This window comes from Microbacterium sp. (genome assembly GCF_047605725.1).
In the GTDB taxonomy this organism is placed as follows: domain Bacteria; phylum Actinomycetota; class Actinomycetes; order Actinomycetales; family Microbacteriaceae; genus Microbacterium.
In genome coordinates, this window is sequence record NZ_JASGFE010000027.1 from 1 (window position 1) to 16188 (window position 16188).

General features: G+C 67.7%; 18 protein-coding genes. 4 read left to right on the forward strand and 14 right to left on the reverse strand.

Translation table 11 applies throughout. The annotated features are described in order from the left end of the window. Nucleotides 1-212: 212 nt before the first annotated feature. Complete coding sequence (locus QM641_RS07475) at nucleotides 213-1220, forward strand: LacI family DNA-binding transcriptional regulator (protein WP_415115024.1); 1008 nt, start codon at nucleotides 213-215, stop codon at nucleotides 1218-1220. A 49-nt stretch (nucleotides 1221-1269) separates the two neighbouring features. Here the strand turns inward: QM641_RS07475 and QM641_RS07480 are convergent, their stop codons facing one another. The 5 genes from QM641_RS07480 to QM641_RS07500 are packed head-to-tail and all read right to left on the reverse strand — an operon-like array spanning nucleotide 1270 to nucleotide 7222. Then, nucleotides 1270-2778, reverse strand: coding sequence for an alpha-N-arabinofuranosidase (locus QM641_RS07480; RefSeq protein ID WP_415115026.1), 1509 nt, complete (start codon nucleotides 2776-2778; stop codon nucleotides 1270-1272). 34 nt (nucleotides 2779-2812) lie between these two features. Further along, nucleotides 2813-4075, reverse strand: a complete 1263-nt coding sequence (locus QM641_RS07485) for a family 1 glycosylhydrolase (protein WP_415115028.1) — start codon at nucleotides 4073-4075, stop codon at nucleotides 2813-2815. Further along, nucleotides 4075-4962 carry a carbohydrate ABC transporter permease gene (locus tag QM641_RS07490; RefSeq protein WP_415115030.1) on the reverse strand — a complete coding sequence of 296 codons (888 nt, stop codon included), beginning with the start codon at nucleotides 4960-4962 and terminating at the stop codon, nucleotides 4075-4077. The genes QM641_RS07485 and QM641_RS07490 overlap by 1 nt, the downstream gene beginning before the upstream one ends. After that, on the reverse strand, nucleotides 4962-5909 hold the full coding sequence (locus QM641_RS07495) for a carbohydrate ABC transporter permease (protein ID WP_415115032.1): 948 nt from the start codon (nucleotides 5907-5909) through the stop codon (nucleotides 4962-4964). The genes QM641_RS07490 and QM641_RS07495 overlap by 1 nt, the downstream gene beginning before the upstream one ends. 53 nt (nucleotides 5910-5962) lie before the next feature. After that, the gene (locus QM641_RS07500) at nucleotides 5963-7222 is read right to left on the reverse strand and encodes an ABC transporter substrate-binding protein (RefSeq protein ID WP_415115034.1); all 1260 of its coding nucleotides are present in this window, start codon (nucleotides 7220-7222) and stop codon (nucleotides 5963-5965) included. A gap of 227 nt (nucleotides 7223-7449) precedes the next feature. Between QM641_RS07500 and QM641_RS07505 the strand changes: the two genes are divergently transcribed. After that, complete coding sequence (locus QM641_RS07505) at nucleotides 7450-7878, forward strand: hypothetical protein (protein ID WP_415115036.1); 429 nt, start codon at nucleotides 7450-7452, stop codon at nucleotides 7876-7878. Nucleotides 7879-7944: 66 nt separating this feature from the next. Here QM641_RS07505 and QM641_RS07510 read toward each other — a convergent pair whose 3' ends face one another. After that, nucleotides 7945-8484, reverse strand: a complete 540-nt coding sequence (locus tag QM641_RS07510; RefSeq protein ID WP_415115038.1) for a helix-turn-helix domain-containing protein — start codon at nucleotides 8482-8484, stop codon at nucleotides 7945-7947. A gap of 81 nt (nucleotides 8485-8565) precedes the next feature. Here QM641_RS07510 and QM641_RS07515 point away from each other — a divergent pair, with 81 nt between their 5' ends. Both QM641_RS07515 and QM641_RS07520 read left to right on the forward strand, forming a co-directional pair. Continuing rightward, a complete protein-coding gene (locus QM641_RS07515; protein WP_415115040.1) occupies nucleotides 8566-9237 on the forward strand; it encodes an AzlC family ABC transporter permease in 672 nt (223 codons plus the stop codon). After that, nucleotides 9230-9541, forward strand: coding sequence for an AzlD domain-containing protein (locus QM641_RS07520; RefSeq protein WP_415115042.1), 312 nt, complete (start codon nucleotides 9230-9232; stop codon nucleotides 9539-9541). The genes QM641_RS07515 and QM641_RS07520 overlap by 8 nt, the downstream gene beginning before the upstream one ends. On the opposite strand, the gene QM641_RS07525 is transcribed toward QM641_RS07520, so the two are convergent. The 8 genes from QM641_RS07525 to QM641_RS07560 all read right to left on the reverse strand — a co-directional run bounded on the left by QM641_RS07525 (nucleotide 9524) and on the right by QM641_RS07560 (nucleotide 16184). After that, nucleotides 9524-10783, reverse strand: a complete 1260-nt coding sequence (locus QM641_RS07525; protein WP_415115044.1) for an ABC transporter permease — start codon at nucleotides 10781-10783, stop codon at nucleotides 9524-9526. The two genes, QM641_RS07520 and QM641_RS07525, sit on opposite strands and share 18 nt — an antisense overlap. Beyond that, complete coding sequence (locus tag QM641_RS07530) at nucleotides 10780-11478, reverse strand: ABC transporter ATP-binding protein (protein WP_415115046.1); 699 nt, start codon at nucleotides 11476-11478, stop codon at nucleotides 10780-10782. The genes QM641_RS07525 and QM641_RS07530 overlap by 4 nt, the downstream gene beginning before the upstream one ends. After that, a complete protein-coding gene (locus QM641_RS07535; protein WP_415115048.1) occupies nucleotides 11475-12569 on the reverse strand; it encodes an efflux RND transporter periplasmic adaptor subunit in 1095 nt (364 codons plus the stop codon). Before QM641_RS07535 ends, QM641_RS07530 begins: the two co-directional genes overlap by 4 nt. After that, the gene (locus QM641_RS07540) at nucleotides 12566-13120 is read right to left on the reverse strand and encodes a hypothetical protein (RefSeq protein WP_415115050.1); all 555 of its coding nucleotides are present in this window, start codon (nucleotides 13118-13120) and stop codon (nucleotides 12566-12568) included. Before QM641_RS07540 ends, QM641_RS07535 begins: the two co-directional genes overlap by 4 nt. A gap of 57 nt (nucleotides 13121-13177) precedes the next feature. Beyond that, the gene (locus QM641_RS07545; protein ID WP_415115052.1) at nucleotides 13178-13558 is read right to left on the reverse strand and encodes a hypothetical protein; all 381 of its coding nucleotides are present in this window, start codon (nucleotides 13556-13558) and stop codon (nucleotides 13178-13180) included. After that, nucleotides 13551-14246 (reverse strand): response regulator transcription factor, encoded by a 696-nt coding sequence (locus QM641_RS07550; protein WP_415115054.1) that lies wholly within the window; start codon nucleotides 14244-14246, stop codon nucleotides 13551-13553. The genes QM641_RS07545 and QM641_RS07550 overlap by 8 nt, the downstream gene beginning before the upstream one ends. Nucleotides 14247-14364: 118 nt before the next feature. Continuing rightward, nucleotides 14365-15018 carry a response regulator gene (locus QM641_RS07555; protein ID WP_415115056.1) on the reverse strand — a complete coding sequence of 218 codons (654 nt, stop codon included), beginning with the start codon at nucleotides 15016-15018 and terminating at the stop codon, nucleotides 14365-14367. Further along, nucleotides 15009-16184 carry a sensor histidine kinase gene (locus QM641_RS07560; RefSeq protein ID WP_415115058.1) on the reverse strand — a complete coding sequence of 392 codons (1176 nt, stop codon included), beginning with the start codon at nucleotides 16182-16184 and terminating at the stop codon, nucleotides 15009-15011. Before QM641_RS07560 ends, QM641_RS07555 begins: the two co-directional genes overlap by 10 nt. Nucleotides 16185-16188: the final 4 nt, after the last annotated feature.

Below are 16188 nucleotides of genomic sequence, written 5' to 3' on the forward strand. Positions count from 1 at the left end.
CTCATCGTCGACCCGATCGCCGAACCCCTCGGCTTCGAGTGGCGTTCATGGGGCGCCGGCGGCACGACCGCCGCGGACGCGACGCGCGACTGAGCCCCGGAGGTCGCGGGTCGGGTGGCGGATGCGAACTCCGCCTCAGCGCACTTGGTCCAGCATTAGGTGCGGTGAGCAGTTCTGCAACGTTGTAGACTGGCGGAGATCAGGGGGTACTCATGGCGGTGACGTTGCACGACGTGGCGCGGGTCGCGGGCGTATCCATCAAGACCGTGTCGAACGTCATCAACGACTACCCGCACATCCGCCCCGCCACCAGGGAGCGCGTCGAATCGGCCATCGCCGAGCTCGGCTACACGCCCAACCTCACCGCCCGCAACCTGCGATCGGGACGCACGGGCGCCATCGCGCTCGCCCTGCCCGATCTCGGGCTCGCCTATTTCGCCGAGCTGGCGGCCGCGGTCATCGCCGCCGCCGAGGCCTCCGGGGTCTCGGTGCTCGTCGAGCAGACCGGGGCGGATCCGGCGCGCGAGCGCGAGCTGCTGCGCAGCCCGCGGCTCAAACTCACCGACGGGCTCATCTTCAGCCCGCTGGGCATGGGCCAAGAAGACGTGGCCGCTCTCGACGTGCCGTACCCTGTGGTGCTGCTGGGCGAGCGCATCTTCGACGGGCCCACCGACCACGTCACCATGCGCAACGTCGAGGCCGCCCGCGCCGCGACGGAGTTCCTGATCGCCTCTGGTCGGCGACGCGTCGCCGTGGTCGGTGCGCACGAGGGCGAGGTGATCGGGTCCGCTGCGCTCCGCCTGCAGGGCTACCGGGAAGCGCTCGAGGCCGCGGGCATCGCCTATGACGAGGACCTGATCGGGTACACGACGTTCTGGCACCGCGCGAACGGGGCGCTGTCGATGCGCGAGCTGCTCGCCGGCGGAGTGGAGTTCGATGCGGTCTTCGGATTGAACGACACGCTCGCGCTCGGCGCCATGCGCGCTCTGCAGGAGTCGGGCCGGCACGTGCCCGACGACGTGGCTGTGGTGGGATTCGACGGGCTCGACGAGGCCGAATACTCGATCCCCTCGCTCACCACCGTCGATCCTGGCCGAGACTGGATCGCACGGACCGCGGTTACCGCGCTCCTGGAGCGCATTTCCGGCGACTTCGCGGGCGCGCCCAGGCTGCTGCTCGCCGATTTCCGCGTGCTCGAGCGCGAGTCCGCGACGCGCTGAGGGTCCCGGCATCCGAGGGCGTGCACGACAGCGATCAGTCGTGCGCGATTCAGCCGATCAGGACCTCGATCCATGAGACAGCCGGAAGCGTAAGCCGCACGGTCGCGCCCTCGCGGGTGAACGGAAGCTCGGCGAGCGCGACGCGCTCGGGGTCCTCGAGGGTGTTCGCGGCGTCGAGGTCAGGGTCGGCGAGCACCCGAGCGCTCACCGGCAGATCGTCGGCGTCGAGCCCGGTGAGGTCGATCGCGAGCTCGGTGGGCGCGTCGATCGCACGGTTCACGGCGTACACCGCGAACCGGCCCGCATCAGCGTCGTGCGTGGCGACCGCGTCGACGAGGGGCACCTCGCCGAACCTCTCTGTGGCGTAGGTGCCGCTGGTGATGTCGACCTCGAGGGCGACGCCGCGGCCGTGCTTCGAGGTCGCTGCGAAGGGGAAGAACGTGGTCTGGCGCCAGGCGGGCCCACCCGGCTCGGTCATGATCGGAGCGATCACGTTCACCAACTGCGCGAGCGAGGCGCTCGTGACTCGGTCCGCATGCTTGAGCAGCGTGATGAGCAGGCTACCGAACACGACCGCGTCCGAGACGGTGTACACGTCTTCGAGCAGTCGCGGGGCGATCGGCCAGTTGTCGACGCCGGCGATGCGGTCGACCCGCTCGAACCGGGTGTTGTACCAGATGTTCCACTCGTCGAACGAGATGTCGATCAGCTTTCGGCTCCCGCGCACGGCCCCGACGTGGTCGGCGGTGGCGACGACACTGCGGATGAAGTGGTCCATGTCGACGCCCGAGGCGAGGAAGCTGCCGAGATCGCCCGTGTTCTCGTAGTACGCGTGGCACGAGATGTAGTCGACGTCATCATAGGCATGGGTGAGCGTGACCCGCTCCCATTCGCCGAACGTCGGCATCGAGGAGCTGGAGGATCCGCACACGACCAGCTCGAGATCCGGATCCACCATCCTCATCGCCTGCGCGGTCTTGGCCGCGAGCGTCCCGTACTCCTCAGCGGTGGTGTGACCGACCTGCCAGGGGCCGTCCATCTCGTTGCCGAGGCACCACATGCGCACGCCGAAGGGCGCCGTGCGGCCGTTGGCGATGCGCTGCTCGGCCAACCGAGTGCCACTGCGATGGTTGGTGTACTCGAGCAGCTCGAGCGCCTCGGCCGTTCCGCGGGTGCCGAGGTTCACAGCCAGCATCAGCTCGCTGCCCACCTTGTCGAGCCAGTCCTGGAACTCGTGCAGCCCGATCTCGTTCGTCTCGGTCGAGTGCCAGGCGAGGTCCAGGCGCCGCGGGCGCTCGGCCCGGGGGCCGACCGAGTCCTCCCACTTGAAGCCCGAGACGAAGTTGCCACCCGGGTAGCGGATCGCCGAGACACCGAGTTCTTTAACGAGCTCTATCACGTCGGTGCGGAATCCGTCGGCGTCGGCGCTGGGGTGGTCGGGTTCGTAGATGCCGTCGTAGACCGCGCGGCCCAGATGCTCCACGAAGGATCCGTACAGGCGGGGATCGACGGCGCCGATCACGGCTGAGGGGCGGAGAGAGAGGCTTGCCTTGTTCATTCGTGCTTCCGTTGGTGAGAGGGGTCGGGAGGGATCAGCGGACCGTCGCATCGGCGGCGATCCTGCGGTAGCGGTCGGCGACCGGGTTGGCGACCCGCAGGAGCCCCTCGGGCGATTCGACGAGGTCGTACAGCCCCATGGTCAGCAGGTGCGCGCGGCGCGGCGCGTCGGTGTGGCGCCACGTCCACTCGTACATGTCGAAGAGCGGCCACCAGACGTAGCCGACGATGTCGGCGCCCTCCGCGCGCATCTGGGCGACGAGTGCGACGGAGTCCTCGAGCCAGGCGATGCGCTCCTCGACGGACCCGGTCACGCACGTCTCGGTGACCATTACAGGCACGCCATACCGGCGAGCGAATGCCTCGAGCGCCTCGCGCAACCCGGCGACTCCGCGGTCGACGCTGGGGCGGGGATCGGCGAAGCCCCCGCCGTGGTGCACGCCCGCCTCGAACAGCTCGGTCGAATGGCGCGGGTAGTAGTTGACGCCCATGACGTCGGGCTGCACGGCGTGGGCGCGGAACCATTCCAATTCCTCGTCCGTGACGGCCGGCGCCAGGCGATCCCGCAGCGGGTGGCCGTCGTCGACACGGCCTGTCACCAGGTCCTCCACGAGATGCACCTGGTGGCGCAGGCGCTCCGCCTCCGCACGATGCTCGGGGGCGTCGTCATCCCCCCGGAAGCTCATGGCGGCGTCGACGTGCACGAAGGTCGCCCGATCTCCGACGACCTCGGCGATCGCCCGCTGGCTGAGCACAAAGCCCCGCGCGAGGTTCGCGGCGATTCGGGCGAAGCCCTCTGCACCCCGAAGGTAGGGGGGCCAATAGCCGTACTCGCCGCAGAACAGCGCGTGGATCACCGGTTCGTTCACCGGCGTGTAGTCGACCACGCGGTCGCCGTAGCGCTCGGCGAACCGGCGTGCGTACTCCTCGACGTGGCGAGGGTACTCGGGGTTCGCGAACTGGTCATCGAGCCACAGCGGGGTGCCGTAGTGCAGTAGGTCGATGATCGGCCGCAATCCCTGGGCCAGCAGCGCGTCGATCGCGCGATCCGTCCACTCCCAGTCCCACACGCCGTCAGCCGGTACCACCCGGTACCAGGGCACGCCCCAGCGCAGCACGGTCGCGCCGACACCGGCGGCGAGGGCGAAGTCCTCGGCGAAGCGCTCGTCGTGCTCGGTGAGCGCGTACTCGTCGATCGCCCGCTCGCCGGGTCGCGCCTGCGGCACGAATGTGTCCTCGATGCCCAGGCCCAGGTGCAGGCATCCGTCCTCGAACCAGCGCTCTTGTCGTGTCGTCATCACTTGAGCCCTGTCGTCGCGACGCTCTCGATGAAGCGTCTCTGCATGATGAGGAACATCACAGCCAGCGGGAGCACCGCGATGAGCGCGCCGGCCATCATGGTGCCGTAGGGGATGATCCCGCTCGGGCCGGTCAGCAGCGTGAGGCCCGAGGTGATCGTGCCCATCTCGGGCGACGTCGTGAACACGAGCGGCCAGAGCAGGTCGTTCCAATTGTTCACGAAGGTGAAAATCGCCAGGGTCAACATCGCCGGCACCGCATTGGGCAGCACAATGCTGCGGAAGATCCGGAACTCGCCGGCACCGTCGATGCGGGCCGCGTTGTCGAGGTCACGGGGCAGCGAGACGAAGAACTGACGCAGGAAGAAGATCCCGAACGCATCGGCTGCCCGAGGGATGACAAGCCCCGCGAACGTGTTCACCCAGCCCAGCTGCGCGACCAGCTGGTAGACGGGGATCAGCGTTGCCTGGAATGGGATCATCAGGCTCGCCACGATCACCACGAGCAACACCCGGTTGCCGCGGAAGTCGAGGCGGGCCAGCGCGTATGCCGCGAGCGAGTCGAATACGAGTGCGAGCAGGGTCACTGCGCCCGCGAAGAGCAGGCTGTTCAGGAACAGGCGCCCGAAGGGCAGGTCGTGAAAGATGCGGGCGAAGTTGTCGAGGGTCCAAGCCCCCGGCAGCAGCGTCGGCGGGTAGGCGTTGATCTCGGCGGCCGGTTTGAAGGCGGTGAACAGAATGATCAGCACGGGCAGCAGCACGAGCGCGGCCAGCACCAGCACGGCGGCGAACAGCAGCCAGCGCTCGACGGCGCGGCTGACGCGGCGGCGCACCACGCGCGGGGCGGATCCGGAGACGGAGCGGGAGGAGGCGGTGAGCGCGGCCATCAGAGGTTGTCCTTCTCTCGCCGCCCGAAGAAGCGGAACTGCACCAAGCTGAGAATCAGGGTCACAGCCAGCAGCACGTAGGACAGCGCCGTCGCGCCGCCCAGATCGAGCTTCTTGAAGCCCTCCTGGTAGATCTCCATCACGACCGTCTGGGTCGAGCGGTAGGGCCCGCCGCCAGTCATCACGTAGATCTGGTCGAACGCCTGGAGGGCTGCGATCATCGCGAAAGTCACGACGAACGCGAGGGTGTTGCTGAGCTGGGGGAGGGTCACGTTCGTGAAGCGGCGCCAGGCGCCAGCACCGTCGATCTTGGCCGCCTCGTAGAGCGACTCGGGGATCTCCTGCAGGCCCGCGATGAAGATCACCATGTAGAAGCCGAAGCTCTTCCAGATCGCGACGAGCACGACCGTCGGCATGGCGAGGGTCGGATCCTGCAGCACGTCGCCGAGTTGGATGCCCACCGAGCGCAACCAGTGGTTGAGCAGGCCGACCTGAGGATCCAGCAAGTATGTCCACGCGAATGCGGCGACGGCGAGCGAGACGATGAACGGAAGGAAGAACGCGGTGCGGAAGAAGCCGCGGCCGACCAGGCGACGGTTGCCCAACAGCAGCGCCAGCAGGAGGGCGGCGACCAGCGCGGTCGGGGTGAACAGCGCGGTGTAGAAGGCGGTGTTGCCCAGCGTGGCCAGGATCCGCGGATCCGAGAAGACCCGCGCGTAGTTTTCGAGGCCGACCCACTCCTCGACCCCGAAGCCGCTCGCGTTCGTGAACGACAGTCGCAGCGCAGACAGCATCGGCCAGCCGACGAACGCGATGAGCACGACGAGCGCGGGGAGCAGGAACAAGAGCGCGATGGGGCCGCGCCGCTGGGCGCGCGGACGCCCGCCGAGCGGCGCAGGGGGCCGGTACGGTCGCGTGCGCGTGAGGGAGCGGGTCGAAGAGGTCATGATCGCCTTCGTGGGCCGGGCGGCCGTCGCAGGGGACGGCCGCCCGGGTTGGGTCAGTTGCCGAGCGCCTGGGCCACCTGCGCAGCGGCGGCCTTGAGCAGGGCGGCGGGGTCTCCGCCGGTCAGCGACTTCTGCGTGGCCTCGTCGACCGCTGCGAGCACGTCGGTGCTGTTGGCGACGCCGGGCAGGAGTGGGCGGGCGGTGCCGGCCAGCTCGGTGAGCGAGGCGACCACAGTGTTGGTGGCGACGTCCGAGGACGGGATGTCAGTGCGCAGCGGGGGCCAGCCGGATCCGAGCGACCACTCGGTGGCGACATCCTTCGTGAAGAAGTAGTCGAAGAACTTCTCGGCTGCAGCCTTCTTGGCGGCATCTGCCTGGGCGGTCACCGCGGCGGAGATGCCGATCGCCGACACGGCGTCGCTCTTGGGGCCGGCGGGAACGCCGGCGATGCCGTAGTCGATCTTGTTCTCGGTGGCGACAGAGGCCATCCATGGGCCGCCGATCTCCATCGCGGCCTTGCCGGAAGAGAACAACTTGTCGGCGGCGACGCCGTCGAGACCGGTCGGCGAGATCTTTCCATCCTTCACGGCGGAGGCCCAGTAGGAGAGTGTCTCGGCGTTGGTGCTGGAGTCGAGCACCGAGGCTCCGTCCTCGACGACCCCTCCACCGTTGCCGTAGAACAGCGTGGGCCATACACCGTTGCCGACCGTGGCGTGGTCGGGCAAGGCCAGGCCGTACTGCTCCGGCGTGCCGTCGCCATCGGCGTCGATCGTGAGCTTCTTGGCGTCGGCGACCCATTCGTCCCAGGTCTTCGGGAAGGAGGTGATGCCTGCCTCTTCGAAGAGGGTCTTGTTGTAGATGACCGAGAGCGGCACGAAGCCGGTCGGCACGCCATAGAACGAGCCGTCGACCTTGACCATCTCGACAGCGCTCTCGTTCAGCGAGGCGCTCTTGGTCGCGTCGCTCGCGTAGAAGTCGTCGAGCTCGGCAAAGGCTCCCTTGCCCGCATACACGGGGAGGTTCTCGGCAGGCATTGCGACGATGTCCGGTCCGGTCTTGGCGGAGAGCGCGGGGAGCAAGGTGTCGCCGATGACCGCCCAGGTCTTGGTCTCGGTCTTGATCGTGATCCCCTCCTGGGACTCGTTGAAGTCCTGGACGATCTGATCGAGCACCTTTCCGTCGGCCTCTGTGTAGCCGTGCCAGAAAGTGAGCGTCACCGGGCCGGAGGAGTCGGAGCTGGCCGAGCTGGAGCAGCCCGTCAGCGCTGTGGTGACACCGGCGGCGACCACAAGCGCCGCAAGCAGTTTCTTCATCGAATGCCTCTCGTGTGTTCGATCGCTGGTTATCGATCGGGAGATTTACAACGTTGTACTTTAACGTTGTAAACAGAGCATAGATACCCGGGGGGCGTGCGTCAACCCCTCTCGATCACAACTTCGACCCGGCAACCCGGCGTCTCCGACGATCTCCCGGGTCCGACCTCGGAGGCCGAGCAGATCGTCCCCCTCCCTCATGACTGGCGCGTCCGTAGAACGACGGCGTGGTGAACAAGTACGGCCCCAACAGCGAGCAGCTGCAGCGCTTCGTCGATGCGGCCCAGGCCCTCACCGCCGAGCACGTCGCACCGATCGCGGCCATCACACGGGAACCGGCCGTGAGGGACGCCACGCGGCGCGTGATCCGGGTCAAGCGGTCTGCCGCCCGGCACTCTGCGATCGACTCGGCGGCCCGGCGCCTCGTCAGCACGGTGCTGAAGTCGGTCCCGCCGGCCGAGACGGCCGCCGAGCGGATGACGAGAGTCGAATTCGGCTCCCTCCTCGAGGTGTCGGTCTTCGCGGTCGCGGCGCGCCCCGAGCTCGACGACGACACCATCGGGCTCATCGTCGACCCGATCGCCGAACCCCTCGGCTTCGAGTGGCGTTCATGGGGCGTCGGCAGCACGACCGCCTCGGACGCGACACGCGACTGAGCCCGCAGGCCGTGGATCGGTAGCCCCGTGCGCGCCCGAGCGAGCTGCGACAGGGCGATCGGACGACTATCGCAGTTCGGAGATCAGGATCGCGACCGTGCCCGGGTCGTGGGCGGCGAAGATGTGCTCGGAATCACCTCGGTACGAGGCGTAGTCGCCGGGCCCTAGGCGCTGAGGATCGTCGGGAGGTCCGACATCTGCGGAACCTGAGACCACGATGACGTGTTCAGTGGTGCCGACCTGGTGAGGTGCGGAGCGACGAGGATCGCCTGGCTCAGCCTTGACCAGGTAGATGTCGCGTCGGGCTCCGGTGGGGCACGCCGAGAGCAACGAGGCGGAGTAGGCACTTCCCGCGGCCGTGATCGGTGGCGCGTCCGTGGCGCGGATGAGTGTCGGACCTGCCGAGCCGGGGTCGACGAGTGTGGAGAACGGCACCCCGAGCGCGTCACTGAGGGACCACAGGGTCTCCACGCTCGGGTTGCCCGTACCCGATTCGAGTTGGGAGACGCTCGCTTTGGAGATGCCTGCTCGCCGGGCGAGTTCGGCGGCGCTCCAGCCGACGCGGTTGCGCTCGCTGCGCACCGCAGCACCGATGCGCTGTCGCACTGAGCCACTGACCATGCGTTCATGATAGCTAACGCTTCGTACAGCTTGACGAACACTCGGCATCCGTTCATGATAATGAACGTGAGTTCATCAGACCAATCGATCCGGGGCATGGCGGGTGACGTCGGTTCGATCGCATCCGCAGTGTTGGTGGTCGGCGTCTCCTACGGCGCCCTGGCATCGGAGGCAGGGCTGCCCGCGTGGCTGGTGATCGGCTTGGCCGTGACGGTCCTCGCCGGCTCGGCCGAGCTGCTGTTCATCGCCTCGATCCTCGCCGGAGCTGCACCGCTGGCGGCCGCGGCGGGCGCTCTGCTCGTGAACCTGCGTAACGGCGTGTACGGGATCGCCGCATCACGGTTCCTCCAAGGCGGATGGACACGCCTGCTCGCGGCGCACTTCGTCAACGACGAGACTGTCGCCTACGCAACGGCGCGCCGGGACCCTGCACTCCGGCGGCGCGCCTTCTGGGTGCTCGGCTGGGCCATCTTTGTGAGTTGGCCCCTGGGTGCCACGATCGGCGTGATCCTCGGCACCGTCACCGATGTCTCAGCCTTGGGGTTGGACGCGGTCTTCCCCACGATCCTCTTCGCAATGGTGCTGGGTGCGGTGCCCCGCAAGCCTGCGGCGATCATCGTGGCCTGTGGAGCACTGCTCGCCGTCGCGGTCACACCGTTCGTGCCCCCCGGAGCCGCCCCGCTGATCGCTCTGCTCTCTCTCGTCCTGCTGTGGAAGCGACGTGCCCGCCGTGGTTGATCCACAGCTGCTCACCGCATGCGGACTACTCGCCGTCGGCACGTATGCCATCAGGCTCGCCGGGACCGCCTCGAAGGGAATAGAGCTCCCCGCCAAGGTCGATCGGGGTCTCGAACAGTCCGTCGCAGTGCTCCTGGCGGCCGTCGCAGCTACCTCCACGCTGTTCGACGGCCAGGACCTGGCCGACTGGACCCGCACCGCCGGGGTGCTCGCCGGGGTCACCGCCGCGATCCTCCGACTGCCGCTCATCCTCATCGTGCTCATCGCCGGCCTGGCCACAGCCCTCCTACGACTGGTGACCTGACACGTCGAGAAGCGCTTGGCACACCGTCCGCAGTGCCACAGTCGGTGGCATCCGCGAGGCTCTGATGGCCGGCACGATGCCCGCGAGCGCGCCGATGAGGATCGCGCACCCGATGCCCCCGATCCACGCCTGCGCGGGTATGACGACGGTCCAGGCTTTCGACGTGGCGTAGATGGCCGTCGCTACGACTCCGGTCAGCACGCCGACGATGCCGCCGATGATCGCCAACAGGATCGACTCCGTGAGGAACTGCGTCCGGATCTGCGCCTTCGTGGCGCCGAGGGCGCGGCGAAGGGCGATCTCGGAGCGGCGTTCGAGGACGGCGATGATCATGATGTTGGCGACACCGACTGCACCGACGATCAGCGCGACCGCTCCGAGGCCGAGGAACAGGCTGTCGAATGCGCCTGCGGCAGCCGCTCGTGCGGTGAGAGCGTCGGAGGGGTTGCTGACGTTCACCTCGACAGGCGCCTCGGGATTGGCGGTTCTTGCGAGGAGTTCCTGAACTTCAGCCTCGTGGCCGGTGGCGGTGCGCACGTAGATCGAGGTGGGCGAGCCGGTCTCCGGCAGTCCGTCGTCGACGCTGACGTGGCCAAGATACGTCTGTGCGGCCGCGTATCCGACGATCGCACTGTTGTCGACCTCCGGCGCCAACGGAGACGGTTCGAGGATGCCGACGACGTCGAACAACGTCCCGCCGAGCCAGACCCGCGCTCCCAGGTCGACCCGGTCGATGCCGAGGCGCTGGGCGGCAGCGGATCCCAAGACGACAACGGGCAGTTTCGCTGTGGCCTCGTCGAGCCATTTGCCCTGCCCGACATCGGTGCCGAGCACGGCCAGGAGGTTCACGCTGGCTGCTTGGACCTGGAGGCCTCCGGTGTTCGCCGCCGGGATCATCGCGTTGCGGTAGACGCCTGCTGTCGTCACCACGGAGGTGTCAGCGGCCTGCTCGACGCCTGCGAGGTGGTCGATCATGGCGGGGGCGGCGTTCGGAAGCACCGCGGGGCCGCCGCCGAGACTCTGCCCGGCTTCAACGGTGAGCATGTTGGTTCCGAGTCGGTCGATCTCGGCCAGCAGTCCGGCTTGGGATGAGGCCGAGAGCCCGAGGACGCCGACGATGGCGGCGGTGCCGATCGCGATCCCAAGCGCCGACAGTGCCGCGCGCAGGCGCCGGGCACGCAATCCGACGCCGGCCACTCTGAGCGCGTCCGTGAGCCGGAGTCGTCCAGTCCTGGCGCTCATGTGGGCTCCTGGCGGTCGCTGTCGGAGACGATCTGGCCGTCGAGCAGGCGAACCCGGCGTGGCAACTGATCGGCCAAGGTCATGTCGTGGGTGATCATGACGATGGTGGTTCCCGAATCGTTCAAGTCGCGGATGAGGTCCATGATCGACGCGCCGGTGGTGCTGTCGAGGCTTCCGGTGGGCTCGTCGGCGAGGACCACTGCCGGTTGTCCGACGATGGCGCGAGCAATCGCCACCCGCTGTCGCTGGCCCCCGGACAGTGTGCCGGGTGTGAAGTCTGCGCGATCGGCGAGGCCGACCCTCTGCAGGGCCAGCTCTGCGAGCTGGAGTCGCTCGGTTGCGGGGACTCCGGCGTAGAGCAGTCCATCGGCGACGTTCTCACGGACGGTGGCGTGCTCGGCGAGGAAGAACTGTTGGAAGACGAACCCGATCTTGTGGGCGCGGAGGCTGGAGATCTCGCGATCGTCGAGCCGAGCGGCGTCGACTCCATCGATGCGCACCACACCGCTGGTGGGCCTGTCGAGGGTGCCCATGATGTGCAGCAGCGTGGACTTGCCCGACCCGGATTGCCCGACGATCGCCACCATCTCGCCTTGACGGACCGAGAAGGAAACCCCTCGCAACGCGTGGACAGGTGCCTGCTCGCCGTATTCCTTGGTGACGCCATCGAGCTCCAAGACCGTCGTGTCGGTCATGACGGCACCACCACGGCGTCCCCCGGGGTGAGATCGCCCTCGACCTGAACTCGGCCACTGGCCTGATCGAACAGGCCCAGCGTGACGGGAACCAGGCTACGGCTGCCGTCTTCGCCCAGGACGTCGACGGCGTATCCGCCGCCGGTATTGCCGACGAGCGCAACGACGGGAACGCTGAGGACGTCCTGCACTCCAGCGGTGGTGATCTGCGTCCTGACGGGGGCGTGGTCGAGCCCTGTCGCTTCTTCGGGGTTGTCGAGCGTGATGGTGACGAGGATCTTCACGTCCTGGACACCACCCTGGCCGTCGGCGGTGGTGACGATTCTTCCGATCTCTGCGACCTTGCCGGTGGTCGAGGTACTGCCCGGCAATGTGATGAGCACCGGCGAATCCATGAGCACGTCGGCTCGCTGGGACGGATCGAGGCTCACCTGGACGACCAGAGTGTCAGAGGTGGCGTGAACGACGGCCGTGCCCGGCTGAGCGCCGGTGCCCAACTGGGCGGGCACACCCCCCACCCGGACCGGCGACGGAAGCACCACGGCGTCGACGCGAGCGAGCTCGCCCGTCTCGTCCTGGCCCCGATCATGCTGAAGCTTGGTGAGAGCCGCCCATGTGCTCCAGCTGAAGACGTCGTCCGCGGGGTCGATCTCGACGCCCGCGGCCTGATCGTAGCCGAGGGAATCGAGGTTTCGATTGAGCTGGGCGACATCCGCGCCTGTCGCACCGATCTCGAGGTCGCGGTACTGCGGGAGCTCGCCGCAGAGCAGGAGCACCGGCTTGTCGTCCACGCGGTAGAGAGTGTCGCCGCATCCGACGGCGTCGCCGGTCGCGGGCAACGCGGTGTAGATGCCGCTCGCCTGGTTGATCGCGACGTAGGGCGTGCCGTCGGGACGGGCGCGATAGGTCAGCGTCCCGCTGGCAGAGACGACCTGCGAGAGATCGCCACGCTCGACAGTTGCGGTCGTCACCGGTGCGGCCGACTCTGCTGTGGCGGTGTCGGGCTTGCCGAAGTAGAAGGCAGCCCCGCCGATGCAGACGGCCGCTACGACAGTCGTCACGACGACCAGGACAATGGTGCGCTTCTTCACGGCGTGACGCCCGCGTCGCCCATCAGCTGGTCGCACCCGTCCAAGGCGGCATTGAGCCTGTCCATGCCGCCGGGCTGGTTCGCGGATGGGATCTTGGTGGTGTCGATGAGCGGATCGCCGGGGCCGGGGTCGGGGAAATCCGTGAGCCCGTTGTCGCGAACGCACTGTGCGAAGACGAGCGCCGCCGCCTGCTGCTCATCGGTGCGCTGGTAGCCGGTGAATCCGGCAGGCTGCAGATCCCGGCATGCGGTGAGCGCCTGCTCGAAGCTCGTGCTACTGGTGTCGATGTTCGTGTTGTTGGCGATCGCGTCGATGGTGAGCTGGCCAGAGGCGTCTGGGTCTGGAAAGTCCTCCACCCCGTTGTCGCGCATGCACTGGGAGAAATCGATCGCCGAACTGGTGCCTGCGTCGCCTTGCCGGCCGGTGTCCGTGTCCTCCGACTGGCTCGTGCAACCAGCGGCAACCAGCACGAAGAGCGCCGCCAGAAGTGGCAGCCAGAGGCGCCTGCGCGTCTCAAGGGGAGCGTTCGTCATCGAGAAGGCCGTGGTCATTTCTGCATCCTTGGGTTGTCTGAAGTGGCTCGTACCATCAGTCAACGAAGAGCAGCGTTACCAGGCCGTATGACGTTCTCCATACGTTCTCGATATGGATGGGCCAGTAGGCGACCCGTTCGCAGCCTTTCGCGCAGCGCTCGTGATGCGCGTCAACGGCGCGAGCATGCGGCCGGCGAGTATCCACCCACCGGCAAGCCCGACGAGCAGCAGGCCCAGGAGCACCAGCATCGCTGCGGGTGTGAAGATTCGAGGACCGAAGTTGCCCGGGTCGAAGACGAGCAGGAAGTCGTCGAGCGTCGGAAGGTAGAAGACGGACGTCTCCCGGATCTGGAAGTACCACGTCACTCCCAGGAGCAGGATGCCGGCGAAGACGAGGAACCCCGCATAGCTGAGGGTGAGCTTGACGCGGGCGCTCAGGCCTCGCCGTCTACCCATACGCGCCTCCTACGGCCCCGGTCTCTGGCGCCGTATCGATGCGGTAGCCGACACCAGGTACGGTGGCGATGACCCAGGGCTCGCCGAGACGCTTGCGGAGGGCCGAGACGGTGATCCGTACCGCGTTCGTGAACGGATCGGCGTTCTCATCCCACGCCTTCTCGAGCAGTTCCTCGGCGCTGATCACGCCGCCCTCCGCCGCGACGAGCACCTCGAGCACGGCGAACTGCTTGCGGGTGAGCGCGACATACCGTCCGTCGCGGTAGACCTCACGGCGAAAGGGGTCGAGCCGCAACCCCGCGATCTCCCGCACCGGCGGCCTGCTGCGGGATCGCCGCCGATCCAGCGCGCGAAGTCGCAGTACGAGTTCGCGCAACTCGAACGGCTTGGTGAGGTAGTCGTCGGCGCCGAGCCCGAATCCGGATGCCTTGTCGTCGAGGCGATCCGCGGCGGTCAGCATCAGGATCGGCATCCCGCTGCCGGAGGCGACGATGCTCGCGGCGACCTCGTCACCGGACGGGCCCGGGATGTCACGATCGAGCACAGCGATGTCGTAGTCGTTGACGCCCAGCAGCTCGAGAGCGGTGTCGCCGTCACCGGCGATGTCAGCGGCGATCGCCTCCAGGCGCAGTCCGTCGCGGATGGCCTCGGCCATCAACGGCTCGTCCTCGACGATCAACACACGCATGCGTCACATGCTACGAAGCCGCACATATCGTGGGCGTACGCGTTTCTCCGGTGCGCGCGCTTGGCTCCGGCACCAGAGGAAGGGACCGGCTCGCCCTCGTCTGTGCCGACATCCACCATCAGACGATTCCTGCTTCATGGGCCTTGATCGCCGCCTCGACGCGGTTGCGGACGCCGAGGCGCGTGAAGATCCCACTCACGTAGCCCTTGACCGTCCCCTCCACGAGGAACAGCTCGGCGGCGATCTCGGCGTTGGACTTCCCCCGGGCAAGCAGAGACAGCACCTCGCGCTCGCGTGCCGTGAGATCCGCAGCGGCGACGGTGCGTCGTGCTGGCCGCTGTGCGCTCACGCGGAGCACGTCGATGAGGTGAGCGGCGATGGCCGGTGACAGGGCGGCTCCTCCGGCCGCGGCGGCCTTGACGCCGCGAAGGAGGTCGTAGGGGTCTCCCGTCTTGGTGAGGAACCCGTTGGCCCCGAGGCTCACTGCGCGGGCGACATACTCGGCGTCGCCGAAGGTGGTGACGATCAGCACTGCTTGCTCGGGGCGCGCGCGGCGGATGTGCTCGAGAGCGACGAGTCCGTCGAGCTCCGGCATCCGGATGTCCATGATGACGACATCGGGCTTCTCGTCGAGCGTCTTCACGATGGCTTCCCGTCCGCTTGCGGCCTCCGCGGGGATCACGTGAATGATCGGGTCGGACTCGAGGATCGACCGATACGTGGCGCGGACATCAGTGTCGTCGTCGGCGAGGAGCACACGGATCACAGCCATGGTGATGCCCGCAGATCGGTCAGCCGCACGATGGAACCGGCTTCGAAGCACACTTCGAACACGGCCAGACCCAGCGGAAAGTTGCCGTCGGTGTAGTACTCGCAGACCCATCTGCTGTCGTGCGGTGGTGACGGGACGAGCCTGACGGGAGCCTCGCGAGCGGGGAGTGATCGCGCGGCGTCGGCATCGGACATGCCGACCTGAAGCCCGGCGAAGCTGTCCTCCTCGGCAACGGAATCGTTCACAGCCCAGGCGTAGAAGCCCAGCGCGATCGCCACCGTCGCGGCGACCGGAATGAGCGCCGAACGGATGGTCTTGCGCCAGGGCGACGTGCGCGGCAAGGAGTCGCGAGAGGATCCGGGCCGAACGCGTCTGGGAAGACGCCCGGTGATCGTGAACCCGCCGGAGTCATCCGTGATCTGGAAGTCACCGCCGAGCACGTCGAGCCGACGGCGGAGACGGTCGAGACCGGTTCCCGATGTCGGGCTTCTTGATTCGCGGTCAGGAGCGCCGGGCATGGGGTTGTGGATCTCGATCTCCACGTCGGCAGGCGTAGTGCGGTACGTGATGCCGATCGGCTTGCCCGGCGCGTGTCTGAGCGCATTGGTCAGGCCCTCGCGAACCAGTTGGGAAGCCGCGAGCTCGACTTCCCGCGGGAGCCCCTGGGGCAGGTGCCCAGTGCGAGTGATCGATACACCCGCCGCGGTGAGTCGCTCGATCATCCCATCGACCGACTCGGCCGAGTCCGCGGCGCGCGTGTCATCGAGCGCCCTGCGGAGCCGCTCGACGGCGAGGTCGACGTCATGCCGGATGCCGGCGGCAAGATCCCGCACGGAACCGTCTGCTCGCACCTGCAGGCTCCCGGCTTTCAGGGCGATCAGACTCAGGTCGTGACCGAGGGTATCGTGCAGCTCGTCCGCGAGCCGGGCACGGTCGGCGAGCACCGCGTTCGCTGCGATGGCTTCCTCGTACTCGTGGCGGTGGAGCCGATGCCGGACGATCATCACCCCGAGCCACACCACGACGATCAGGACCAGCTGCAGAAGCAAGTAGACCACCGTCGAGCGAGTGACGGCCCACCAGCCCAGGAGCGCAACTTCTGCCACGGCGCACATCACGACCACCACGACGGTGCTCGCGGTGCTTCGAGTCGGGTGTCGGCTCATCTTC